General features: G+C 40.5%; 18 protein-coding genes. 3 read left to right on the top strand and 15 right to left on the bottom strand.

Features of this window, described 5'->3' with window-relative positions; all coding sequences use genetic code 11:
- Nucleotides 1-77 precede the first annotated feature (77 nt).
- Entirely contained in the window at nt 78-857 is a 780-nt protein-coding gene (gene sigG / locus DW019_RS00900; protein WP_117477712.1) for an RNA polymerase sporulation sigma factor SigG, read from the top strand.
- A 99-nt stretch (nt 858-956) separates the two neighbouring features.
- On the opposite strand, the gene DW019_RS00895 is transcribed toward sigG, so the two are convergent.
- The 12 genes from DW019_RS00895 to DW019_RS00840 all read right to left on the bottom strand — a co-directional run bounded on the left by DW019_RS00895 (nt 957) and on the right by DW019_RS00840 (nt 19106).
- Nucleotides 957-2561, bottom strand: a complete 1605-nt coding sequence (locus tag DW019_RS00895) for a mannitol dehydrogenase family protein (RefSeq protein ID WP_118442190.1) — start codon at nt 2559-2561, stop codon at nt 957-959.
- Nucleotides 2562-2574: 13 nt separating this feature from the next.
- The gene (uxuA, locus tag DW019_RS00890) at nt 2575-3645 is read right to left on the bottom strand and encodes a mannonate dehydratase (protein ID WP_118442189.1); all 1071 of its coding nucleotides are present in this window, start codon (nt 3643-3645) and stop codon (nt 2575-2577) included.
- Nucleotides 3646-3713: 68 nt separating this feature from the next.
- Nucleotides 3714-5681, bottom strand: a complete 1968-nt coding sequence (locus DW019_RS00885) for an alpha-glucuronidase family glycosyl hydrolase (RefSeq protein WP_118442188.1) — start codon at nt 5679-5681, stop codon at nt 3714-3716.
- 237 nt (nt 5682-5918) lie between these two features.
- On the bottom strand, nt 5919-7352 hold the full coding sequence (locus DW019_RS00880) for an extracellular solute-binding protein (protein WP_117477708.1): 1434 nt from the start codon (nt 7350-7352) through the stop codon (nt 5919-5921).
- A gap of 125 nt (nt 7353-7477) precedes the next feature.
- Nucleotides 7478-8470: a carbohydrate ABC transporter permease gene (locus DW019_RS00875; RefSeq protein ID WP_118442187.1), complete on the bottom strand. Its 993-nt coding sequence runs from the start codon at nt 8468-8470 to the stop codon at nt 7478-7480.
- A complete protein-coding gene (locus tag DW019_RS00870) occupies nt 8463-9377 on the bottom strand; it encodes a sugar ABC transporter permease (RefSeq protein WP_117477706.1) in 915 nt (304 codons plus the stop codon). The genes DW019_RS00875 and DW019_RS00870 overlap by 8 nt, the downstream gene beginning before the upstream one ends.
- Nucleotides 9378-11969 (bottom strand): DUF5696 domain-containing protein, encoded by a 2592-nt coding sequence (locus DW019_RS00865; RefSeq protein ID WP_118442186.1) that lies wholly within the window; start codon nt 11967-11969, stop codon nt 9378-9380.
- A 20-nt stretch (nt 11970-11989) separates the two neighbouring features.
- On the bottom strand, nt 11990-12655 hold the full coding sequence (locus DW019_RS00860) for a YIP1 family protein (RefSeq protein ID WP_118442185.1): 666 nt from the start codon (nt 12653-12655) through the stop codon (nt 11990-11992).
- Complete coding sequence (locus DW019_RS00855; protein WP_117477704.1) at nt 12652-14139, bottom strand: SMP-30/gluconolactonase/LRE family protein; 1488 nt, start codon at nt 14137-14139, stop codon at nt 12652-12654. The genes DW019_RS00860 and DW019_RS00855 overlap by 4 nt, the downstream gene beginning before the upstream one ends.
- 15 nt (nt 14140-14154) lie before the next feature.
- Nucleotides 14155-15018, bottom strand: coding sequence for a carbohydrate ABC transporter permease (locus DW019_RS00850; protein ID WP_117477703.1), 864 nt, complete (start codon nt 15016-15018; stop codon nt 14155-14157).
- Between the two features lie 17 nt (nt 15019-15035).
- Nucleotides 15036-15971: a sugar ABC transporter permease gene (locus DW019_RS00845; protein ID WP_022378037.1), complete on the bottom strand. Its 936-nt coding sequence runs from the start codon at nt 15969-15971 to the stop codon at nt 15036-15038.
- A gap of 15 nt (nt 15972-15986) precedes the next feature.
- Complete coding sequence (locus DW019_RS00840) at nt 15987-19106, bottom strand: extracellular solute-binding protein (RefSeq protein ID WP_118442184.1); 3120 nt, start codon at nt 19104-19106, stop codon at nt 15987-15989.
- 278 nt (nt 19107-19384) lie between these two features.
- Here DW019_RS00840 and DW019_RS00835 point away from each other — a divergent pair, with 278 nt between their 5' ends.
- Nucleotides 19385-20962, top strand: coding sequence for a glycoside hydrolase family 43 protein (locus DW019_RS00835; RefSeq protein WP_118442183.1), 1578 nt, complete (start codon nt 19385-19387; stop codon nt 20960-20962).
- 110 nt (nt 20963-21072) lie between these two features.
- Here the strand turns inward: DW019_RS00835 and sigE are convergent, their stop codons facing one another.
- Nucleotides 21073-21819 carry an RNA polymerase sporulation sigma factor SigE gene (gene sigE / locus DW019_RS00830; RefSeq protein ID WP_022378040.1) on the bottom strand — a complete coding sequence of 249 codons (747 nt, stop codon included), beginning with the start codon at nt 21817-21819 and terminating at the stop codon, nt 21073-21075.
- A gap of 1 nt (nt 21820) precedes the next feature.
- Complete coding sequence (locus DW019_RS00825; RefSeq protein WP_182430992.1) at nt 21821-22642, bottom strand: sigma-E processing peptidase SpoIIGA; 822 nt, start codon at nt 22640-22642, stop codon at nt 21821-21823.
- Between the two features lie 270 nt (nt 22643-22912).
- Between DW019_RS00825 and DW019_RS00820 the strand changes: the two genes are divergently transcribed.
- Nucleotides 22913-23437 carry a peptidylprolyl isomerase gene (locus DW019_RS00820; protein WP_022378042.1) on the top strand — a complete coding sequence of 175 codons (525 nt, stop codon included), beginning with the start codon at nt 22913-22915 and terminating at the stop codon, nt 23435-23437.
- Nucleotides 23438-23495: 58 nt separating this feature from the next.
- Here DW019_RS00820 and miaB read toward each other — a convergent pair whose 3' ends face one another.
- Nucleotides 23496-24944 (bottom strand): tRNA (N6-isopentenyl adenosine(37)-C2)-methylthiotransferase MiaB, encoded by a 1449-nt coding sequence (gene miaB, locus DW019_RS00815; protein WP_117477699.1) that lies wholly within the window; start codon nt 24942-24944, stop codon nt 23496-23498.
- Between the last annotated feature and the right edge of the window lie 10 nt (nt 24945-24954).

Here is a 24954-nt window from a genome sequence, read left to right as displayed (position 1 = left end):
GTAACAAACGCATAATTTGTGCTTCATCTGTTCATGATAAAAGAAAGGAAATCAATGGACAAAATGGAGGACATACCATGGCACACTACAAGGTTGAAATCTGCGGCATTAATACAAGCAAACTCCCACTTCTGTCAAATGAAGAAAAAAAGACACTGTTCGATAAAATAAAAAAGGGTGATAAAAAGGCACGTGAAACTTACATCCACGGCAATCTCCGTCTCGTGTTAAGCATCATCCAAAGGTTTAATAACAGTACCGAAAATGTAGACGATTTATTTCAAATTGGATGCATTGGTTTAATGAAGGCAATTGATAATTTTGACGTTACACAGAATGTAAAATTTTCAACCTATGCAGTACCGATGATTATTGGCGAGGTACGGCGCTATCTTCGCGACAACAATGCGATTCGTGTGAGCCGCTCTCTCCGCGACACTGCCTACAAAGCTATTTATGCAAAAGAAGCACTGATGAAAAAACAAGAAACAGAACCAACCTTAGAAGAAATTTCAAAAATGATTGATGTTCCACCAAAAGACATTGTTTTTGCACTGGATGCCATCCAAAGTCCGGTCTCCCTGTATGAACCGGTTTACTCTGAAGGCGGGGATACGTTGTATGTCATGGATCAAATCAGTGACAAAAAAAACAAGGAATCCAACTGGGTCGAACATCTCTCCTTAAAAGACGCGTTGAGCCATCTGCCGGAACGGGAAAACCACATTATAAAACTCCGCTATCTGGAAGGTAAAACACAAATGGAAGTGGCAAACGAAATCCATATTTCTCAGGCACAGGTCTCACGACTGGAAAAAAACGCCCTGAAAATTATGAAAAATCACTTAGAGGCATAAAATAAAGAAGTTCAATTTGATTTAAGATGTGATAACACCCCATGTTAAAATCTCTCACAAATTGAACTTCTTTTTCATATCTTAAAGCGATACGTTGTTTTAGTCTACATACTTCTTTAATGTGCTGCGAATTGCACCTTTTCCGGCAATCAATTCCACAAACATCTTCTCCACTTTCTCACCAAGAGAAACCGAATAAAGATCTACGGCAAAAATCGATGCATCGCTCAAAATCGGCTGCAATTTATCATGTACATCCGTGTCACCAAAGGAAATTCCAGCGACATGAGCTTTCACTTCATCCAAACGTGGGTCAGGACTCTGTTCAAAAGCGTTTCCTTCGTCATCAATTCCCATCAGATAGCGGCACCAGCCTGCTAATACAAGTGGAATTAACGTAAGGCTCTTTGTATCTAAGTCTTCTCTGTTCTCATAGAACTTAATTGTCTCGCCAAAGCGGATTGGGAGTTTTTGTGACGTATCACAGGCAATTCTCTGTGGCGTATCCGGCATAAATGGATTTGGCAGACGCTTTGTCAATACTGCGTTTGCAAATTCTTTCGGATCAATAACACCTGGATTTACAACAACCGGCATTGCTTCCTCATAACACATCTTCTGAATCAACCGAGAAAGTTCTTTGTCTTCCATCTCATCATGAATGGAAGTATGTCCTAACATACAGCCATAAATAGCAAGTGCTGTATGCAGCGGGTTCAAGCAGGTACAAACTTTCATTTTTTCTACTTTATCCACCGTTTCACGGTCTGTAAATACAATGCCAGCTTTTTCTAATGGTGGACGTCCATTCGGGAAGTTATCTTCAATAACAAGATAACCGGTTTCCTCTGAATTTACGAACGGAGCTGTATACGTATTGCGGCTTGTAATAATCAAGTCGGTATCTTCAAAACCATCTTTTTCGAGCATTTCTTTTACTTTCTCATCCGGTCTTGGCGTGATTTTATCAATCATTGACCATGGGAAGGATACCTTTTCTTCCATATAAGAAACAAAATCATCATTCACTTTTCCGGCCTGTTTCCAAGCATCTACATATGCCATAACGCCGGCCTTTAACTTGTCCCCATTGTGAGAACAGTTATCGGTGCTGACAAGGGCAAGCGGTGTACCATTTTTAACAAAACGTGCGTAGCACAGAGAGGCAATACGTCCCATCAGATGACTCTGATTTCCCGGACCTGCTAAGAATCCATCTTCTACACCCGGCAGTTTTTCCCCTTTACCATTAACTAACGAATAACCTTTTTCCGTAATGGTAAATGTTACCATTTGCAGGGAAGGATTTTCAAAAATCTCGGTAAGACGTGCAAAATCTTTTGGTGCCACCGGGTCAGCAACTAACGATTCCGTTACGCTTCCAACCACGTGTTTCTCAATGGTTCCCTCAGCTTTTAACACAACCGACAAACTCAAACCATCATACGGCTTGTATGCCTTTGTAATAATCTCATGATCAAAACTCTCTGCCACAACAACACCGCGGTCATATTCTCCTAAATTCAGCAAATCCTGTAATTTTGCAGCCGGAAATGCACGGAAAATATTACCGGCACCAAAGTGAACCCATGTCGGGTTTTCCTTTGTTTTTTTCTTTAACTCTTCTCTGTCATACTTGGGAAGAAGATATCCTTTCTCCTCCCAGACGTTTGTCTCGCCATTTTGTAAATCTAATAATTTCATGCCTAGTCACCTCTTATTTATTTTTATGAATTGCTTCCCACAAACCATTCAGATAAGCGACACCAAGAGCACGGTCATACAAACCGTATCCAGGTCTTGCCTGCTCGTCCCAAATCATACGTCCATGATCCGGACGAATACATCCGTCAAATCCGGTATCAATCAATGCTTTTACAATTTCATACATATCAAGATTTCCATCGCTTGACAAATGAGATACTTCATGGAACAAATCTTTGTTCTCATACTTAATATTTCTCAGGTGAGCAAAGTGAATTCTCTCTGCAATTTTCGGATTGCGGATAATCTTTGGCAGATCATTGTTCAAATTACTTCCAAGAGAACCGGTACAAAGTGTAAATCCATTGTAAATACTTGGATTCATATCGGCAATTTTTAAAAGATCCTCTTCGCATGTTACAATACGTGGAAGTCCGAATACATCCCAAGCCGGATCGTCCGGGTGAACTGCCATTTTAATTTTGTATTTTTCACAGGTAGGAATAATACCATCCAAGAAATATTTATAATTTTCACGCAGTTTGTCTGCATCAACGTCTTTGTATTTCTCAAACAAATCCATAATCTCATCACGGCGGTTCGGCTCCCAGCCAGGCATTACAAAGCCGCCACTTGCCTTTTCAATGCGGTCAAACATCTCGCTGGCATCAATACCGTCAATAATAGATGAATCATAAGCAAGTGCTGTAGAACCATCCTCCAAAGGCATAGCCAAATCCGTACGTGTCCAGTCAAAGACCGGCATAAAGTTATAACATACAAGATGAATATCTGCTTTTCCAATAGCTTCTAACGATTTGCAGTAGTTTTCAATCAATTCATCTCTTGTCGGAAGACCAATTTTAATATCCTCGTGTACGTTAATACTTTCCACACCAACTAACTTCAAACCTTTTGCTTCTACTTCCTGCTTTCTTTTCATGACGTCTTCATACGTCCATGCTTCTCCTGCAGGAATATCATGAAGTGCTGTAATTACACCGGTCACGCCGGGAATCTGGCGAATCTGATCCAGTGTCACACTATCGTTTCCTTCTCCATACCATCTTAATGTCATGTCCATAATCAATAACCTCTTTTCTTATTATTATATTTTCTTATTATGTTACGAATGACCTTGTCTAAATCATCCTATTCATATATTTTTCGGGAAAGTGCATCTTTTACTCCACTCTTCCGGTAAAAATATGTATTTACGCGGTCTCTCCATTCGATTGCATTAGAAAGCTGTCTCTCCATGCGGGAAAGGACTCTCTCATAGACATCCTCTGCCATCTCCTCTTTCCATGCCTTCCAACCAGCAATCATTTCTTCCACTTCATTAACACCCTCAAAATGCGTGTCATATATATGCTGAATCAGTGTTTTCCCTGAAGATAACACTTCATCATAGCGGACATAATGGAAAAATAACAAAAGCTCCTGTGGGCACTGTTTTTTATCTGCATACTTTGTGCACCACGGCTCATTATACTGAGTTGTATAGCCGGTACCATTTGGTGTACGGTCAACACCCAGACCATTTCTATCCGCTCTGTGATAAGTTCCCCAGCGGTCATACTCATATCCGTCAATATCCGGTCCGTAATGATAATGCGGTGTCACCATCCAGCCAATACCTAGCGGAGACGTATACTTTTCATATGTGGACCAGGACTTCATAAGCATCGAAACGACGCCGTCGGAAAGCGATTTAGGAAGGGTAAGTTCTGCCCATTCTTTTGCAATAACCGCCGAATCTTCGGACGGATTCATCGCCAATCTTCCATAGCCGTAAGTGTTTGCTGCCGCTAAATCATTTCCGGTCCAATTATAGTCATTACCAGTATTAATAACAGCTGCCATACCACACAAATGCTGTCCATAAACAGAGCCATCTACAATTTTCTGCACGGTTGAACCTTCGCCAGCAGCATACGTATCAAAGTCAAGAATTTCACGCCACATCGGGAGCAGATAACACAAATCAATCTGCTGTCCGGTGTATTCCTGTGCAATCTCCACTTCCAAAATCATGTTGGTCTTTTTCAAGCCGCCAAACAACGGTGAAACCGGCTCACGCACCTGGAAATCCATCGGTCCGTTTTTTATCTGTAAAATAACATTGTCATCAAAGTTTCCATCTAATTCTATAAAGTTGTCATATGCCGCTCTGGCACGATCTGTCTTTTTATCACGCCAGTCCTGCCCGCAATTATATACGAAGCAGCGCCATACTAAAATTCCGCCATACGGAGCAAGTGCCTTACCTAACATATTAGCTCCATCTGCATGTGTTCTTCCATACGTAAATGGTCCCGGTCTTCCCTCAGAATCTGCCTTTACCAAAAAGCCTCCAAAGTTTGGAATCACCTCATACACATGTGACACCGTTTTTTTCCACCAGTCTGCTACCATAGGATTTAATGGGTCACAATCCGTAAAACCATCTAACTCCATCGGCGCAGCAAAATTTACACTTGTATACAATTTAATTCCATATTTTGCAAACAAGTCGGCATATTGTTTTACTTGCTGCAAATAACGGTCCGTGATCAAATAAGTCTCATTCTCATGAACATTAACATTATTGATTACAATCGCATTGATCCCAATTGATGCCATCATTCTCACATACTGCACAATGCGCTCATTCCATAAAATTTCGTAATCCTTGTAGAAAAAAGATTCCCCCGAATAACCTCTCTCGATGCTGCCATCCATGTTATCCCAGTGATTCATCATGCGAAGCGGCATTTCCGGTTTATTATGCACCGGAAGACTGTCAAGACTGTTAGTACGAATCAAACGAAGAAAATGGAATACACCATATAACAGTCCGCTCTCTGACTTCCCGGTAATCTGATACCGGCTCTCCTCTTTCGTGATAATATATCCGTCTTTTCCCTCTTTTATAGAAGAATCCACGGAAAATACCACGCCTGCCTCTTCTTTTTTTACTAACTGAGGAACTTTTCCTGCCATATTTTCCATAGCAAGTTTGTATTCACTAATAGCACTTTCTACGATTTCTCCCTCACAGGATTGAAAATATGTCAGCCATTCTTTTTCAATTGTATCTACGGGCTGATAATCCAGCCAGCATCTGCTATAATCCATCTGTTTCTCCTCTTATTCATCAGGTTTTAAATCAATTGTCTTTAATAAGTTACCATAAATGCTACAACAATTCAAGTTATAGCATAGCCTTATGACTTTATTATTATAATCTATATATAAATGGTTTTTCAATCCCTAATTTTCAATCTTCAGATTTTAAGAAAGGGCTGTACAAAACAAAGCTTTCGCTTATTCTGAACAGCCCCATGAAACTAAATTACCTGTTTCTTTTTGTTATTATTTTGTATGCTCTTTTGCAAACTTCTCATACTCAGCATTAACTTTGCTAATCTTCGTATCCCATTTGGTTGAAAGCTCTTCAATCTTCTTAGCAGGTGTTGTTGCATTTGCATATACAGGATAACAGAAATCACCATAGTCGATTTCACTAATCATTGGCAGATAAGAAGTAGATTTATGCTTCTCTTCCAACATCATAGCGATTGTTTCATCTACTGCACGGTCATCTCTGAACTGTGGGTAATACTGCTCAAGAATCTGATCATGAGGAGTATATCCTTCAACAGGCTCTGTGTACAAATCGTAAGCAAATGCAATCTTCTCAGCTTTTTCCTGATCGAAGCAGCTTGGCATAACAACGATGTTGTCGTTTGGTACTGTCTTATTTGTAGCACCCTTCTGATCCTGGTTGTATGGGAACATTACGAATCCCCAGTCATCTTCCATATCAGCAAACGCACTAATCTCATAAACCTCAGCAGTCTGCATAGCAGCTTCGCCATCACGGAATGCAGCTTTATACCAATCCCATGCTACGTTTTCTGATGGTTTTGGCTTAATATAACCTTTCTTAATCAAGTCAACACCCCAGTTCATAGCATCTTTGAACTCTTTGGATGTAATTGCATCAACGTATTTACCGTCTTTGTCACGAGATACAAATGTTGCATTGTTGTTAGCTGCACACATTGGCAGATAGTATTTTGAGAAACTTGCCATAGCATACTGGTCTGTTTTACCATCACCATCGGTATCCTTTGTAAGTTTCTTACAATACTCTTCGAACTTGTCCCATGTCCACTGATTGTTTTTCTGCAAATCATATGGCTCATCTTCCGGAATACCAGCTTCCTTGAAGAGACGTTTATTGTAGAAAATACCACCACGTGGCTCACTGTCTGGGCTCATACCCCAGATACCATCACCAATGCTCATCAACTCTTTAACTGTTGGGTTCCATTTTTCTTCATCGAAATTGAACTCCGGAAGAGTTGACAAATCATACATCAAGCCTTTCATCAAAGGCTCAGAAACAAATTCCTGATACAGATAGTAAATTTCGTATTTTGGACTACTTGCCATAACGTCATTTACATAATCTGATTTTGCATCTGTATAGGAATAAACAGAATCACGAGTAATTTTGAAATTGTACTTCTCCTGAATACTCTTCCAGTACTCATTCTGCTTTTTACCAAACTCGTCGGTTCTGTCTGCAAGGGTATCTTTGGAAGTATACCAGTCACCTACCGTGATATCCATGCCACCAAGGTCACTAAATGTTTTCTTGTTTGAAGAAGATGATGTTTTTGCGCCATCGCCCGATGCACTACCTGCATCATTGGAGGAGCCACCACATCCAGTAAGAGAACCTACTGCAAGAACAACACAAAGACCCATCGCAATCAGCTTCTGCATGCTTGCTTTCATTTTGTTTTGCCTCCTTATTATATAATATATTGCTATACCGGAAAATCCCGGTGATAACCTAAGTCATTACTGCCCAACGGCACCTGCCAAAACAGGCAGATGCCAAATAGGGCAAATTATTTTTGTTACATCTTGATACCAGACTGGCTCAAACTTTCTACGAAGCCCTTCTGTGCAAATAAATATACAACAATCAAAGGAATAATTACCAACAATGTACCTGTACCAATCATGGCGGATGCATAAGCGGTCGACGCTTTATCAAGACCAGTGGTTGCTTTCACATAAGAGTTCAGCACCTCAGACAAACGAGCCACTTTGTTTGCCAGAATCGAATAGTTTGGAAGAAACATTCCTGAATAAAAACTATCCGTCCACTGCCATACAAAGGAGAACAGGAAACATGATGTAATCATTGGTTTTGCATCCGGCAGCATAATACGCACGAATGTTTTAACCTTACCACATCCATCTACATAAGCAGCTTCTTCCAATTCCTTCGGAATACCACGGAAGAACTGACGAAGCATGTAAATGTACAAACCATTTTTCAATCCCATACATCCAAGACACATAAATGCGTATGGTGCAAAGGAATCCAATAAGTTCAGTGGCTGCCCCGTTATCAGGCTGAATATTCCGAGAATATCAAAATAACGGAAATTCAAATACAGGGAAGACTGAATGGTTGAAGGTGGAATAACGATAACAAGTACCACCATTGCAAACCAAAGGTTCTTCAATGGGAATTTGTATCTCGCAAAACCGTATCCAACTAATGTACAGGATATAATCTGCAAAACACTTACCAATAAAGAAATCCATAATGTGTTACCTAAAGCAGCCCAATAATCCATCAAATCAGCGGCAATCTTAAAGTTATCCAATGTGAAGTGACGTGGAATTACGTTGATTGTCGAATCGTACAAATCACGCTCTTCCATAAAACTAATGGAAATCTTATTTAAGAGTGGCTGCAAAATCAAGAAACACAATCCAAACAACAATACAAAACGCACGATTTTGTAAGCTACATTAAAGGATACCTTGCGCAACAGATAGCCGTTGGATTTTCTATTACGTTCCCTGAAGGCTTTAAACTTACTCATTTTACTCATAATAATATACCCTCCTAGAAATAATCAACGAAACAATACCCAACGCAACAATTACACAAAGGAAATATACCCACGCCATCGCCGACGCCTGACCATAGTCCATTCGTCCACCGATACCGATTGCATCGATACGCTCCATAACTGTGTTGTCTGTCTTCAAGAAGAAGTCAATTACCGTATATACGATATTTACCAAAATCATGGAACTTACCATTGGAAGTGTAATCTTCCAGAAACTTTCCCAGGCTGTACATCCCTCGATTTTTGCCGCCTCGAACATACTTGGCGAAATCGTCTGCAATGCAGAAAGGAAAATGATAATCTGGATACCAGATGCAATCGCAATATCATATACACTATTAATAATATCAAATACATAACTAAACATCTGTGACATCGGACTTGAGTCTGATGTAATCAGGATACTCTCAAGTACACCTGTAATACTTGTATTATTGTTTGTTGCTTCAATCGCATCTTTCATGTCAGCCAAAAGTGTATTTCCACTTTCCAAACCAACAATAACACCGGATGAAAGAATAACCGGCAGGAAGAATATCGCACGAACCGCACCTCTTCCTTTGAAAGACTGATTCAAAAGTAACGCAATAAAGAAACTGAAAATCAGTGTTGCCGGAACGTTTGTCAGCATTTTTACCAACTCAGAAATGAGGTTTGGTACAAACTTCTCATCTACCAAAAATGCCTGACGGTAATTTTCAAGTCCCGCCCATGTCATGGACAATCCACCTTCAAGTTCTACCGTACTGAAACTCATTCTTAAGGATTGTACTAACGGCACAACCAAGAACAGGATAAAACCGATGATGAATGGTGCAATAAATAAATAGCCTGCAACCGCATTTTTAAATGCTAATGTCTTTTTCTTTTTATTCTTGCGAGCCATTTATTCTTCACCTCCCTTCACAGCTGCGAAATCTCTGGCCGCGATTTCCTGGCCATTATATTGATAGTTGCTATAGTTGTAGTTTACAACAACTGCTTTTCCGCCTTCGAAGGTTGTCTTATATACGCCCTCTGCAATTTTTTCATGCTTATCAATTGCTTTATCGTATGTTCCTTCGAATGTTTCATTAAACTTGTTATACAGACTCAAAGTATCTTTCTTCCAGTCATCGTAGTTACAAGCATAGTATCTTGTGTACTTACCATCCTGTAAAACACTTGTCTTTTCAGCAATGTAAGTGAAGTATAATCCGGCACCGGACTCAGCGGACTTCAGGATATTCTCCTTCTCATCATCTGCCAAGTTAATTGCACCGCCGGAGTAATTTACTAAACCATGCAATGCCATGGTATAGAATGGAACCTGCTCATCAATGATGTTTACGGCACGGGCATCTAAGTTCATGTCTGTAACGAAGTCTGCGTAAGGTACTGCATACTGGTTACCACTTGTAATCATAACCTTGTTTCCGCCCTGTTTCAGTGACTGTAATTTCTTAACCTGAAGATTCAAAGCTGCTTCACGCGATACTCTGTCTTTTGGATTGTAGTCACCGGCAAGTGTATTACCGATATCTTCCATACCGATATTCTTGCTGCCGTAACCATTTACTTTTTCTACATAAGTGTCAACCGAATCCATTGCATACGACGGTTTTACCAAGTAATAACTATCGTAATTATGATAATCGGTGTAATCATCATTTGCCTGGTAAGTAATTGGATCCCAGTTATAAAGCTCACACTCTTCACGGCTGACAAACTTCGCTGCATTTCTTGTGGAACTGAATCCGTCAAACCATTTGTCTTTGTATACATAGTTAAATGTACCATTCAGATAAAGCTGCATACCATTTGTCTTATTTGCATAAGCAGTCAAATCTTCCAAATCTGAAGAACTTCCCAAACGTCCTACTGTTTTTACTTTAGCAGCAGATGTCTGTTTCACACCGGTATTAAACCATCCGGTATACTTCGCATTAATATTACCAATGCCGGCTTTCTGCAAATCTTCCAAAATCGATTTGGCCTGTGTGTAAGAAGTCAATGACTGAGAGCGAACAACCGGATAACCAAGGATATGCTCGGTATCATCTACGGCACCAATCATCTCAACAGCCAATGCCTGTTTATCACTGTCAACTTTACCAAGACTTGGATATTTCTTCTGAAGATATCCGCGGTACTCTTTTGCCAAATCCGAATAATCGGTTTTATCAGAGAAAATGTATCTCTGGGAAAGTGTTTCATTTGGCAGCCCGTCTTCATAAACACGAACGGTTGTATCCGATTTTGTGGATACATCCATGTTTTCGCCGTGAATCAGACTGTAAATGAATGTACTATAGTTATATCCATTGTTCTTTCCTGAAATATCCGCCTGAACGGTTGCGTAAGAACTTCCCTCTTCAGCAACACAAAGGAATGAACTCTGGGTAGTCTCATTTGCAATGGCAAGCAGTGGGAAATTGGATTTTGTCTCATCGACAATCGTTGTTCGTGCCTGACCATAATCCCAGCCGTAAACATCACTCTGATATCTCTGCTGTCCGGTCTTACCATTGTTGAAGTTAATTTTTCCACCGGTTCCTTCCGGAACAATCATGTAACCTTTTTCATCAACATTTGATGCTCCCATATATGGAAGAACCTGAAGTTTAACAATCGGATAATCTTCGTTGTAGGAGATTTCCTTCATCGGTACTTTTACAACCAGCTGGTTATCTTCCAATACATAGTGAACACTAATATCGAAAATTGGTTTCCCTTCGTTACGGGATACTTTGTAATTGCCCATATCTTTTGTACGGTCCTCCAAAGTATATCCTGCTTCTACGAATTTGTCTTCCAACTGCTGAAGACGGGAATCGGTAACCGACTCATCCAAATAATAAATTGGCTCATCCTTCAAGTCAGGGAAAAGTTTTTCACCTTTTGTCAACAGCTGCTTGTCGGTAGAATCATCCGACTTACTAAGTTCCTCATAGTTAAAATAAACATAACTTCTGAGTGCTGACTTCTGTGCCGATCTTGACATCTTATCCAGATACTTCTTCATTCTGGACTCTTTGATTGCGACCGGACAAGTGTAGGTTTTTTCAAAATCACCTACGGAATAACTTACTTTAATTTCGTTATCGTTTACTTTCTCGATTTTATAAAACTTATTGTCCCGAATACACTGAGAGTAGTTATCAATCTCTTTCTTCGTATCAGTACTGTTGGAGTAAGTAAGGTTCAAAGTTGAGCTTAACACATCTTTGTAATGTCCATCGGCATTTGCATACTTCTCTACATCCTCAGCGGTCGGATTGGAACGATATACCTTTCCGGTTGCCTTGTCTGTAACCTCAAGCTGTGTGGAAGAACCACTCACTGAGAGTTTCAATGAATCATTTTCAATTACTACATCTCCGCTGTTGTCATACTCATAAGTTTTCATCTCTTTCGTACCCTCATCGGAATCACCGCAGGCACTAAGAGCGAAACACGCCATAACTGTAATCAGGAGCAAATACAACTTGTTTTTCATTCTGTCATTTCCTCCTTTCATCAATACATTCGGAAAATGGTTTCTTTGTAAATCGAATAGAAATAGGAGAAACCATCACTAATCAAACTGAAGAACAGTACAAGCAAAAATACGATAATCAACATACCTACCGCTGAGAAAATCAAAGATAAAAATGCTTTACCCAGCATGAAGTCATGAATCATCATTACAGATGCGATAATCAGCAATCCACACCAAATCATGGAGAAGTTGCTGAACACAGTGTAAAATGCACCCTCTTCTTCAGTAACAACGTTACTCATAGGAATCAGTATCAACTGAATAATTACATATGGTGTCATTGCATAAGCGGTACCCATCCATATATCTTTTAATGTACCTTTACCATCAAACAAGGTGGTAAGACACCAGTTTGCAACAACATACACAATAAATGGTACAAGGAATGTTGCAATCTCTAAAATCAGGTTTACCTTATCCCAGTTTACCGGATTAAACACGAAACTGGTTGCACCTAATTTAATCAGGTTTGTCAAAAGGACCAGAATAACAATTGTATTGGCTGCCGCCATAGACCCTCTCTTTTCATGTGTCAAATCCCAAAAACCATCAAAAGGTCTTACGATACAATGAAGGGCATAACGCAGAGAATCGCGGTAACGAATCCATGCATCTTTATTGGTCAGTCTTTCTTTTATTTTCATCCTTTTTCAACCTCCCTTCTGGCTTTCTTCACAAATCCAACACCAAATCCAAGGAGAATGAGGATTGCAATAATAATCAAGATCGTACCAATGTTCTCCTCAAACCAAACCTCTCGGTAAAGCTTAAATGCTTTAGAATAATTCTTGGCATCAAGTTTTAATTCAAAGTAATTCATTGCCTCTTTATAATTCTTCTCACGAAGAAGTGCACGGCCGATTCCAATATATGCCTGGTCGTAGTTACCATTATGCTTCAGAACTTCACGCCAGATATTAGCGGATTCATCATAATTACCTTTCTTGTACTCAGCCAGGCCATCGTTAATCATTTTACCATAATCAGTCAAAGTAAACTGGGTAATCGTTCCTAACTTCTGATCTGTAACCAAGAGAGAATCTCCAAGATCTTCAATTGCCGAAGGATTCATAAACAATCCGGCTTTATAACCATGTCCGCCAAAGGCATACAGCATATTACCCTGGAAATCATAAGCAAAGATACGGCCTTTTGTATTATCCAGTGCATAATAAACATCATTTGACAAGCAGCAGATATCTACAAACTTGGAAGGTCCTTTCATCTCGCCTTTTTCGGTGTAACGCAAATCACCATATGGATCATTGTAACCGTTACGTACCAAAATGTCAGTTCCCTTTGCATTCAATTTACGAATCGGTTCAGCCGACTCTACAGCTCCATCAAATGTACTGATTGTTGCATAAATGAAGTCTTCGGAATCCAGACAAAGGTTCGAATACTCTGTCGGAACGAACAAATCCATCTGTGCACGCTGCTCTTTTGTAGCAACCATTTTCCACAAATAAGTAAAGAAATCATAAGTTACTTCACTGGCTCCGACAAATCCCGTAAAGTCTCCGGCGTCATCAAACTCAAGGAAACCTTTGTTTACGTTCTGAACCTGAGCAAAAATACGTTTTGCACCATCCACAACTAACTTTTGTGGGAGAAATTTTGCATCCGTATAGGTTTTATCATTTGGACGACCAATTACTTTTACCATATTGCCGTCTGCATCCAAGTGAACAATTTTGTTATTACCGGTATCGGCAATGTACATTTGTCCATCATCTGTTACAAATACATCCTGAGGACCATTCAATTTTACATCTTTTCCCTCAGCATCTTTATAACCGGTTACCTCTTTTACATAAGTAAACTCATTGTTTTCATATGTAAATTCACAAATACGATTATTTCCTGTATCTGCAACATACATCTTATTTCCAGTCGAGAAAAGACCTTGTGGCTCAGAAAAGTTGCCACAATCTTTAAAATCAGAACCGGAAATTACTCGCTCAACCGAATAAGCATCCGGAGACTCACGGTCAACATCCCAGCAATCATAAGTATATGTATAATGTTTGCCATCAGAACTGTTCGCGAGGACCTCCGCGTTGCTTACAAGGAGGGATGCAACGAGTAATAACGCAAATACCGAAGTAAGTCGTTTCATTTTTCTCATTTTCTTTCCTCCTTATCAGTCTTTAATTCCGGAACTAGCCATTGTTTCCAGAATGTTACTCTCTGCCAAAATAAAGATTAAAATCGGCACCATCATAACGACCATTGTCGCAGCGGAACCTACACCGGCACGGGCAACACCACCGGCCATAATCTGCTGCAATGCATATGGCAGCATCTTATATTCTTCCGAGTAGATATACACCTGACCTTTCATGTTCCAAAGGTTTTGTACAGAGAAAATTGTTACTGTCAACCATGCCGGTTTTACGTTAGGCATGACAATCTGAAGGAAGATTCTTCCCTCTTTCGCACCATCAATCTTAGCCGCTTCAATCAATGCATCCGGAATCTGCTCCATAAACTGTTTCATAAGGAACAATCCCATCGGCAGTGCGAACGCCGGCACCATCAGTGCTAAGTACGTATCAATCCATCCAAGCTTACTCATAATGATATAAGTAGGAATCTGCAATACATAAGCATTGAACATGATTGCAGCCTGAATAATCTTGAAAATCTTTTTGCTTCCCGGGAACTCATACTTTGCCAAAACATAAGCAGCCATTGAACCAATAATCAAATGACCTACCGTACCAAGCAATGTAATAAATACCGTGTTAAAGACATAACGGGTAAATGGTACATAGGAGCTTGACATAACAACAAGCAAATCCTGGAAGTTATTAAATGTTGGGTTCTTCACGAAAAATCTCGGTGGATACAGATAAATCTCATCCAGCGGTTTAAATGCACTACTGATGGAATATACCAACGGAAGTACAAAGAAGATACCAAACAAAATCAGCAAAATGTAAATACCGATATCACCACCGACTGAGCGGTTTGGTTTTCTTCGTTTTAATTTAATTAATTTCATCTTTGCTATACCTCCTATCAAGTTCCAACTTTGCTAAGCAGTGACTGAATTGCCTTATTCAACAACAGCATCACGGCGAACAAAATTGTTGCAATTGCGGAAGCATAACCCATCTCAAATCGTGTAGTACCATAGTCAATCAGATGGGTAACTACGGTACGCGCCGCGTAGTCCGTACTAGGGAAACCACAAAGCGCCATCGTCTGGTCGGCGACACCGAATGTCTGTGTTATTGCCATTACGGCACCAAACAGAAGCATAGGTTTCATACCAGGCAGTGTGATGTACCAAAGTTCCTGCCAGCGGTTTTTAACACCGTCCACATAACCCGCTTCAAACTGCGAATTATCAATACCTTGAAGTCCGGCTACGAAGGAAAGGAATCCCTGACCAAGACTCATCCACAATACGACGATAATAATAACATTCATCATGTAGGCAGTATCCGTGAGCCACAGAATCGGCTCACTGATAAAACCAAATTTAATCAAAAATGAATTTACATATCCATATGCATCACCACTAAATAAGATAGACCATACTAAGTATGCCTGACCTGAAATTGTCGGTGCATAGAATACAACTACGGCAAAAGCACGGATATAACGTGGCAGTTCGTTGATGAACCAAGCGAACAAAAATGCCATGATATAACCAAGCGGTCCGGTAATTGCTGCCAGTAAGAATGTATTTTTAACCGCAATCAAGAATACATCATCTGCAAGAAGCAGGTTGATGTAGTTGTCTACACCAACGAATCTTGCCGGTTCCAGTACGTTATAGTACGTGAAACTGTAAAATACTGACATCAGCACGGGCAAAATGTAGAATGCAGTAAACACAATCAAATACGGCAGAAGGAAAAGGTAACATGTCTTTGACATCTTAGCTTTCTTCCATGCGATTTTAGCATTGCGCTTTTTAATCTGCATGTATTTTCCCAGAAAATTCATTTTTTCACTCCTCTCTTATTTTTGTTTTGTTTCTTTTTCTTCTTGTTCCAGAGTCTTCAACCCAAACTCTTCACGTTTGTTTGATAACTCCTTATTTATCGTAATAACATAATCAAGAATCGTCTCTCGAGGGTCCTCGTTGTTATTCATGACTTTACGGATTGCGTTCGTGATATGACGCTCTGTGTAATATCCGCCGGCAACCTGAGGAATACCAAATGCCCATTTGTGCTGTTCATCCAGTACAGTGGACTCTTTGCTGCTCCAAGACAATGTCTTAAAGGTTTCTTTGTTTGCTGTTGCATAACGTGCCGCAGCACCCATAACAGCCTCAAGCTCTCTTGCGTAGGTAGCCTGTGTATCAGCACTTGCCCACCATTTCAAGAAATCCCATGCGATTTCTTTCTTGCCACGTTGTTCCGCACCTTTAAGCATCATAGAAGCAGTACCCCATGACTGAACGGAACGGTTGATTGAGCCATCTTCCTGTTTCACACCAGGAACCATACCGAAGTTCCAAAGACCTTTAATCTCAGGAGCAAATACAGACAATGTATTAAATGTACTGTAATCTGCTACACCGATTGGCATCTCACCGCTTCGGAAACGGTTTGCGAAATCGTACTGTTTAACCAGTTTGTAGTTGGTAAATAATTTGGTATAGAATTCAAATGCCTGAATACCTTCTGTACTACCAATTGTTGTCTCAATACCGTCATCACGGTACAAGGAACCGCCGCGCTGAACAAGCTGAGCATAGTAGTTTGCAAGGTCAGGGTTGGATGCGTTGTTAATCTTACGCTCTACCGAAGGAATTGCAAACGACATGCTGTTCTTCTGCAGTTTCGGAAGTACTTTGATTACATCATCCCATGTATTAATCTGTGTCGCATCAATACCAAGTTCTTCCATAATATCGGTACGATAGAACAATACGTTGTAGTTTTCTGTCTCCGGCAGACCATACAAACCTTTATGTCCGGACTTATCTTTCAACCAGTAAGGCTCATAAGAACTTGCCTGGTACTCAGAAAGTACATCTTTATAGTCCGAGAACTGGGTCAAATCCACAGTCGCACCACGAAGTGCGTAGTTGACAGGCTCTGTCTGCGAAATACAAAGCGCTACATCCGGACCATTACCTGACATAACGGCAGGAAGCATCGCATTTACCGCACCGGCAGAGTTTGTAACTGTATTTGCTGACGCTGCAGCATCAATCAATTTAACATTTACTTTAATTTCTTTTCCATATGTTTCTTTTGAAGTCGGAGTAAACTGCTGATCTACCATGTTCTTCAAAATATTACTCTGGTCACGTCCGGCAGTAATCCATACATCGATAACATCCGGATCATCCGAATCATACACATTACCAAGTGCAGAGGAATCGGAACGGAAGGAGTTAATAAACAATGTACACTCATGTACAATTCGGTCAAAACTTCCTTCGTTTACTTCTTCAATTGAAGATTTGTCGCCGGCAAGAACAATATAGTCAATATCCATCGCCGTTGCACTTAAGTTGTTAATTGATGTACCAAGAGAAGATACATTCTCTTTGAAGTTCGATAACGTCTGAGGAATTTTATCCGGACGGTCAACAAACTCTTCCATCTGTGCAGCCAGTGTCTGTGCTACGGCGATTTCACCACCACGTTCACCGGTATATGCAGTAACTTCATCAACTAAGCGATATAAGATTTTGGACTCATCGCCCATTGCCTTAATGATATCCGGATATACTTTTTCAATCTGGTAATCACGGAACTCATCCGGCTCTGTACCTGTCAATACAAGAATCTGACGATAGTACTGATTCATACGGTATACACTTTCAGACAACTGGGAGAGATACTCACCAAGCTCACCAAGTGTAATTTTCAAACGAATTTTATGTTCTCCAGCAGTGAGGTGGAATTTGTATGCCTCGCCTTTATCATTCTGTAAGCAAAGCATTTCCCAAACATTGCTGTAAGTAAATTGCAGACTAGCTACCTCTTTAAAAGGAACCTCTCCGTCAATGTACAAAGAACGGTTTGCGATATAACCACGGTTATATCCCTGACGTCCTTTAATACCGATTACATAATCGCCTTCTTTTTCTACTTTCGTAGTCCATTCCAGCCAGTCACCGGCAACTTTCCACTGTGTACCACCAATTACATTCAAAACCTGTTTGTCTGTATTATGCTTGGTAACATTTCCTTTTTCATCCTCGTATTCGGTATCTCCCGATGTACGGTCATAAGTAGCATATAAAGATGGTGATGAACGTCTGTCCGACTTTTCACCCTGAATCTTCTGAACGTAAGATTTGTCAACGTTATTTGTCTTTCCTTTGTTCTCTGCTGCGTACTCTGCATAGGTAGGAATCTTCTTCATATTACCTACTGTGAACTTACGCATAATCAAACGTTCGTTGACACCAGTTAAGCGAATCTTATTGACACCCTTCTTTAAATAGAAGTAATACGGATCCATCTCATATCCGGTTGGGTCTTCAAAATAGGAAGAAATCCATCCGCGTGTCGGATCCTCAATCTGGGAAGGACGAATCTCATTTCCCTGGTTATCCTTGCTTGGTTTGCCATCATCCGTGTAGACACGTTCGAAGTCAATACCCTCGGCACCATTAAATGGAGTTTCGTATTTACCCGTTTTTTCATTGTAAAGTTCTACCTTGGTCTCAATTGCAATTCCTCGGTCGTCCTTGTCTCCTGTGGAAGGATAGTACTCAAGGTTCAAGTTGTAATAACCCTCCTCTTCCACATTAACAGAATACACTGCGCTTTCTCCTTCCGGAATCAACACCGATTCTGATTTTTCATTCTCCGGACCAAGATCATTATGTACAGTGACGTTTTTGGTTGTCTCTTTCTTCACGAAACCGGCAACCGGAATATCATAGGAACCACTTGGTGTATTGGCGTCCGTGCGCTTAGCCACATAATCACTGTACTGGCCTTCACGCTGATATTCGCTGTTCATAGTGTCAAAATCCACACCTGCGTACTTGTCGGAGTTGTCACTTACGGAAGAACCTTTTAACTTGAAAAATAGTACAAAAGCGATAATCACCAGTACTACAATCAAGAATGTCCGTAAGCCTTTTTTCTTCATCAACTTTGACATAGCTGTCGCAATCTCCTTTCGTTGTTTCTCTTTTTATGCATTCTGCCAGTGAAATAAGCCATCGGAGCAAAACACATAATGTTTTTTTGTATAATATGTATACAGTTTGTTATAAAGTATATCACCATTTTTGTAACATGTCCATAGTTTTTGATAGATTTTTTTATGTATTTTTGCTAAAAAATGATTGTTTTTCCCTTGAAAAATGTTTTGTATTTACAAGAGAGAATCCATATAGTAGAATGCAGGTATACATATTTCATAACTTGGAGGTTTTTATGGGCAACAAAAAAACAGGCATGAATCCGATACTTCCTGGCTTCTACCCGGATCCATCGATTTGCCGTGTAAACAATGATTATTATTTGGTAACTTCAACTTTTGCTTATTTCCCCGGTGTTCCAATCTTTCACAGCCGTGATTTAGTACACTGGAATCAGATTGGTAACATATTAGAAAGAAAAGAACAGCTTCCTTTGGTAAATGCAGAAACAAGTGAGGGTATCTTTGCACCGACACTGCGCTACCACGATGGAACCTTTTACATGATTACAACAAACGTAACACCAACGAATGATATCAATAATTTTATTGTCACTGCAACGGACCCTGCCGGTCCTTGGTCGGATCCATATCCTTTGGATTCTGCCGGAATTGACCCATCTCTCTTCTTTGATGATGATGGCAAATGCTACTACTGTGGTACACAGAACCGCAGAGAAGGCTCCCGCTATTTCGGTGATAATGAAATTTATATTCAGGAATTAGATTTAAATACGATGAAACTTGTCGGCGAAAGTTACCCGGCATGGCATGGTGCTCTCCGCGGTGTGGAATGGCCGGAGGGACCACATATCTACAAGAAAGACGGCTATTACTATCTTTTGATATCCGAGGCCGGAACCGGACACAACCATGCAGTTTCGATTGCACGAAGCAAAAGTTTGACAGAACCTTTTACCGGTCATAAGGCAAATCCAATTTTCACGCACCGTCATCTTGGCTACCACTATCCGATTGTAAATGTCGGACATCCGGATATCGTTGAAACCCAGAATGGTGAGTGGTGGATGGTATGCTTAGCATCCCGTCCACGTGGCGGCTACTATAGAAATTTAGGACGCGAAACTTACCTAGTACCATTTATCTGGGAAGATGGATGGCCGGTAATCAATCCGGGAAAAGGTATTTTGGAAGATACTTTCCCAATGCCTAATCTTCCTGCTTATGAAGCGAAAGAAATTCCTGCAAAAGAAGATTTTGACACCGATACGCTTCCACTTCATTTTATGTACTTACGCAATCCGAAAGAGGAAAACTATTCTCTTACGAATCGTCCGGGATATTTAGAAATGAAACCGGATGCTGATACGTTATCCTCAAAAGGAACTCCTTCCTATGTGTGTCAGCGCCAGCTTAGTTTTGATTTTACAGCAGAAACAAAACTTTCGTTTTCTCCTGCTGTAGAAAACGAGCAGGCAGGAATTGCCATTTACCAGAGCCAGTCATTTAACTACCAGCTCTTGGCCGGCAAAAAAGGAGACGCCACTGTTCTCTCTCTTGTTAAGACAGAACGTGATAAGGTCACTGTCTTAAAAGAAGAAATACTGGATGCCCTTTATCCTGACCTCACACTTCGCATCACGGAAAATGAACAGGATTTAACCTTTGCTTATTCTGTCGATGGTAAATCTGAGAAAATACTTGCGGATAAAGTAGATGCAAGAATTCTGTCTACTGATGTAGCCGGTGGCTTTGTCGGAAACACCATCGGACTGTATGCAACCTCAAACGGTGAGGAAAGCAGCACCGTCGCAGCATTCGATCACTTCTTGTATGAGGATGATAACAAATAAGATAGTTACTATAAAAAAAGTTACAAATCGACTCGAAACAAAAGATTCGCTTTCGCGAATAAAGTTTCTCGCTGATTTGTAACTTCTTTTTTATTGAAAGCACCTTATTTTTAACGTCCCTCTAAGCGCAAGATTTCTTTCTTTAACCGCTTCATTATTTTTTTCTCTAATCGTGAGATATAGCTTTGGGAGATGCCTAAGAGGTCTGCGACTTCTTTCTGTGTGAGTTCCTGTCCGAGTTTATCGTCGATTCCAAATCTAAGACGGATAATCGTTTGTTCTCGTTCAGATAATGTTTCCAATGCTTTACGCAGTAAACTTCTATCAACTTCTTTTTCAATGTCTTTGTAAATAATATCTTCACTTGTTCCCAAAATGTCCGAGAGCAGCAGTTCGTTTCCATCCCAGTCAACATTTAAAGGTTCATCAATGGATACCTCTAATTTCGTTTTATTATTTCTACGCAGATACATAAGAATTTCATTCTCAATACAGCGTGACGCATAGGTTGCAAGTTTGATATTTTTCGTCGGGTTAAAGGTATTAATTGCCTTCATCAGACCAATTGTTCCAATCGAGATTAAATCCTCCACGCCGACACCTGTATTATCAAACTTTTTCGCTATGTACACAACAAGGCGAAGGTTATGTTCTACCAGTGTATTTCTCGCTTTGTCGTTCTGCTCTCCCCCCAATTTCTCAATGCAGGCTGCCTCCTCTCCCGGCTCTAAAGGCGGCGGCAGAATCTCTGCCCCTCCAATATAATGAATATCACCTCCGCGGTGAAAAAATACACTTTTCCAATCCTGAATCATCCGGAACTGAAACTGTCCCGGCATCGAAATCTTAAGCAGCATACTATGATTTCTCCTTTCCTTTTTCATTATTCAACATATCGGGATGCAGTATCATTTCATATTCTCCATCCACAGAAACACATTCTTCGCATACCGCCACCCACGCATCTTCCACAAACTGCCAATCTCCCCCACATTCAATTTCCAGTCGTTGTGCCCGAAAAGCACAAAGCATTCCCATCTTTTTCCCTACAGAATGGTAGGGAATCATCCGCATCAACGGAGGGTCTTTTCCCTTCCACAATTTTTCCAAAAATTTTTTACTGCCGAGCATAACCGGCTTTTTGCTGATTGCATCGTAAAGTCCATTTCCGGTATCCAAAAGTGCCATTCCTTCGATTTTATTTCCCCGGTCATATATCCGCATCCGGTAAAGATATGACACCCGTTCTTTTTCTTTTTTTAGTTTTGGCATAAAATACCGAAAAAGAAAGAGAACAAAAAGCATAAGCCCTAACATCGATGCCCCGGTAAGCGGGTAATGAAAACTTTTTTGTACCTGAAGCAAAAGCCCCGCCAGAATAAAAGCACATGCATAATAAAGTAAAAGGTGCATCACCGTTCTTGCAGTCGTCATTTTACCAAAAGCAAACCGGACAAGAAAAACACTAACAAAAAAATAGGACAAAACAAGCAACAGGAGATTTCTGTGCACATGAAACAATACCAAAAGACACGCCATCACAGCTCCTAATACTGACGCAAGGATAAGGCGCCACAACCGAATGGTTTTTTGCATCAATAAACTCTGTGTCAGAAAAACCACCAGATTCATCCCTGTGTTAATCAGAAAGAATACATCTAAGTATAACTTCACTCTCATTGGCATCTTCATCCCCTTTCCGTTTGTGTAGGCTCATTATAGACGATAGACTCTGCAAAGCTTGTCAAACGGCCGCTCCCTTTTCCCATTATTGTCAGCCAAATCATTCTTTCATCTGACATCGTTAGACACAATCCAATCAAGACAGTAGAGTTTCTACATTTCTCACTATCATTGTTTGTCGAAAGGCTTGCATCTGCCGCAAAAATCTTTTACAATAAAAAAAGCGGTTTTAACCGCTGGAATTTGAATAGGAAAGGAACTATCATTATGGCAGAAAAAAATCCCATTGTAACAATCGTGATGAATGACGGCGATGTTATGAAGCTTGAACTTTATCCGGAAGTTGCAGAGAACACAGTAAACAATTTTATTTCTTTGGTAAACAAAGGATTTTATGACGGACTCACCTTTCACCGCATCATTAGTGGTTTTATGATTCAGGGCGGTGACCCGGATGGAAACGGAACCGGCGGTCCCGGTTACAGCATCCCCGGAGAATTCTCTTTAAATGGCTATGACAACTCATTAAGCCATGACCCGGGTGTCATCTCCATGGCACGCTCCCAGCATCCGGACTCCGCCGGAAGCCAGTTTTTTATTATGCATAAGAAAGCCTCTCATCTTGATGGCTCTTATGCCGCTTTTGGTAAAATTATTGAGGGCATGGATGTTGTAGATAAATTAGCCGAAGTTGCTACTGACTGGAGTGATATGCCGCTCACACCGGTTATTATGGAAAAAGTAACAGTAGAAACTTTTGGAGAAGATTATCCGGAGCCAAAAACAGTTTAACAAAAAAGAAACTGCAGACTCATCCCCCTTTTTAGGAAATGAATTGCAGTTTCTTTTTTTATTTCACGATTTCTCCCATATAATAAAAGCCTTTGCTTTCTACTAATTTTACCGGTAAGATTTCTCCAATCAAGGAGACATCGCCCGGAAAATGAACGACCGCATTATTGGATAAGCGTCCGGTTAAAAGTTCTTCGTTCTGTGTATTTATCTCTTCTACCAGAACCGGAACCGTCTCTCCCTCGATACTCTTTGTAATCTCTGTGGAAATCCCCTGCACTTCATGCAGCAATCTGTCAAACCGTTCTTTCACTACTTCTTCCGGCACTTGATTTTCCATTGCAGCTGCCGGCGTACCGGTGCGCTTTGAATAAATAAAGGTGTAGGCACTGTCATAGCGAACTTTTCTTACTACATCTAATGTGTCTTCAAAATCTTCTTCTGTCTCTCCCGGAAATCCAACAATAATATCCGTCGTAAGCGATAGTTTTGGATTCTTTTCCCGAATCCTCTCCACCAAAGAAAGATAGGATTCTTTCGTGTACTTACGGTTCATTTTCTTTAAGATTTCCGTACTTCCCGACTGCAATGGCAAATGCAGATGGGTACATACTTTATCACATTCCGCCATCGCCTCAATCAGCTCATCCGACAAATCCTTCGGATGCGATGTCATAAACCGGATTCTCTTAAGTCCTTCAATTTCATTTACTTGACGCAATAGATTAGCAAACGTGACCGGATTTTCCAAAGTCTTTCCATAAGAATTTACATTTTGTCCAAGTAACATTACCTCTACCACGCCGTCGGCTACAAGACCTTTGATTTCGGAAATAATATCCTCCGGCTCTCTGCTTCTCTCCCGCCCGCGCACATATGGTACAATGCAGTAACTGCAAAAGTTATTACAGCCATACATAATATTGACACCGGTCTTAAATGGATATTTACGTTTTCCCGGCAAATCTTCCACAATCTCTTTGGCCTCCTTCCACACATCCATCACCGGACGTGCTGACTGCACCTGTGTATACAATAACTCTGCCAGTTTATAAATGTTATGTGTACCAAACACTAAATCAACAAACGAATAACTCTTGCGAATCCGCTCTACCTCATCCGCTTCCTGCATCATACATCCGCAGAGAGCAATCCTCATTGACGGATTTTTCTTTTTATGGTTTTTGAGATAACCAAGCCGTCCATAGATTTTTAAGTTGGCATTTTCACGAACAGTACACGTATTGTATAAAACAAAATCCGCAACCGGTTCCTCTACTTCTTTGTATCCAATATATTCAAGAATTGCTGTCATCTTCTCCGAGTCCTTTGCATTCATCTGACAGCCTAGCGTCTGAATTGACATGGTAAGAGGATGTCCGATTCGCTCTTTCTCTTCCTCTGCCCACTGCCTGCACTTTTTCATAAAATAATACTGTCTCTCCGGTTCTGACTGTGGAGCCTCTCCTTCGATGGAAAGTGCCTCCAAACGTTCATAATCAAACATATTGTTCCTC

The organism is Clostridium sp. AF37-5, from assembly GCF_003477605.1.
GTDB lineage: Bacteria > Bacillota > Clostridia > Lachnospirales > Lachnospiraceae > Eubacterium_F.
The sequence above is the reverse complement of the archived record's forward strand: the minus strand, read 5'-3'. Positions and strand labels throughout refer to the sequence as shown.

Bases quoted from the DNA above. Each gene is read 5' to 3' on its own strand.
- sigG (WP_117477712.1), top strand. From the start codon at position 78: ATGGCACACTACAAGGTTGAAATCTGCGGCATTAATACAAGCAAACTC.
- DW019_RS00895 (WP_118442190.1), bottom strand. From the start codon at position 2,561: ATGAAATTATTAGATTTACAAAATGGCGAGACAAACGTCTGGGAGGAG.
- uxuA (WP_118442189.1), bottom strand. From the start codon at position 3,645: ATGGACATGACATTAAGATGGTATGGAGAAGGAAACGATAGTGTGACA.
- DW019_RS00885 (WP_118442188.1), bottom strand. From the start codon at position 5,681: ATGGATTATAGCAGATGCTGGCTGGATTATCAGCCCGTAGATACAATT.
- DW019_RS00880 (WP_117477708.1), bottom strand. From the start codon at position 7,352: ATGAAAGCAAGCATGCAGAAGCTGATTGCGATGGGTCTTTGTGTTGTT.
- DW019_RS00875 (WP_118442187.1), bottom strand. From the start codon at position 8,470: ATGAGTAAAATGAGTAAGTTTAAAGCCTTCAGGGAACGTAATAGAAAA.
- DW019_RS00870 (WP_117477706.1), bottom strand. From the start codon at position 9,377: ATGGCTCGCAAGAATAAAAAGAAAAAGACATTAGCATTTAAAAATGCG.
- DW019_RS00865 (WP_118442186.1), bottom strand. From the start codon at position 11,969: ATGAAAAACAAGTTGTATTTGCTCCTGATTACAGTTATGGCGTGTTTC.
- DW019_RS00860 (WP_118442185.1), bottom strand. From the start codon at position 12,655: ATGAAAATAAAAGAAAGACTGACCAATAAAGATGCATGGATTCGTTAC.
- DW019_RS00855 (WP_117477704.1), bottom strand. From the start codon at position 14,139: ATGAGAAAAATGAAACGACTTACTTCGGTATTTGCGTTATTACTCGTT.
- DW019_RS00850 (WP_117477703.1), bottom strand. From the start codon at position 15,018: ATGAAATTAATTAAATTAAAACGAAGAAAACCAAACCGCTCAGTCGGT.
- DW019_RS00845 (WP_022378037.1), bottom strand. From the start codon at position 15,971: ATGAATTTTCTGGGAAAATACATGCAGATTAAAAAGCGCAATGCTAAA.
- DW019_RS00840 (WP_118442184.1), bottom strand. From the start codon at position 19,106: ATGTCAAAGTTGATGAAGAAAAAAGGCTTACGGACATTCTTGATTGTA.
- DW019_RS00835 (WP_118442183.1), top strand. From the start codon at position 19,385: ATGGGCAACAAAAAAACAGGCATGAATCCGATACTTCCTGGCTTCTAC.
- sigE (WP_022378040.1), bottom strand. From the start codon at position 21,819: ATGCTGCTTAAGATTTCGATGCCGGGACAGTTTCAGTTCCGGATGATT.
- DW019_RS00825 (WP_182430992.1), bottom strand. From the start codon at position 22,642: ATGAGAGTGAAGTTATACTTAGATGTATTCTTTCTGATTAACACAGGG.
- DW019_RS00820 (WP_022378042.1), top strand. From the start codon at position 22,913: ATGGCAGAAAAAAATCCCATTGTAACAATCGTGATGAATGACGGCGAT.
- miaB (WP_117477699.1), bottom strand. From the start codon at position 24,944: ATGTTTGATTATGAACGTTTGGAGGCACTTTCCATCGAAGGAGAGGCT.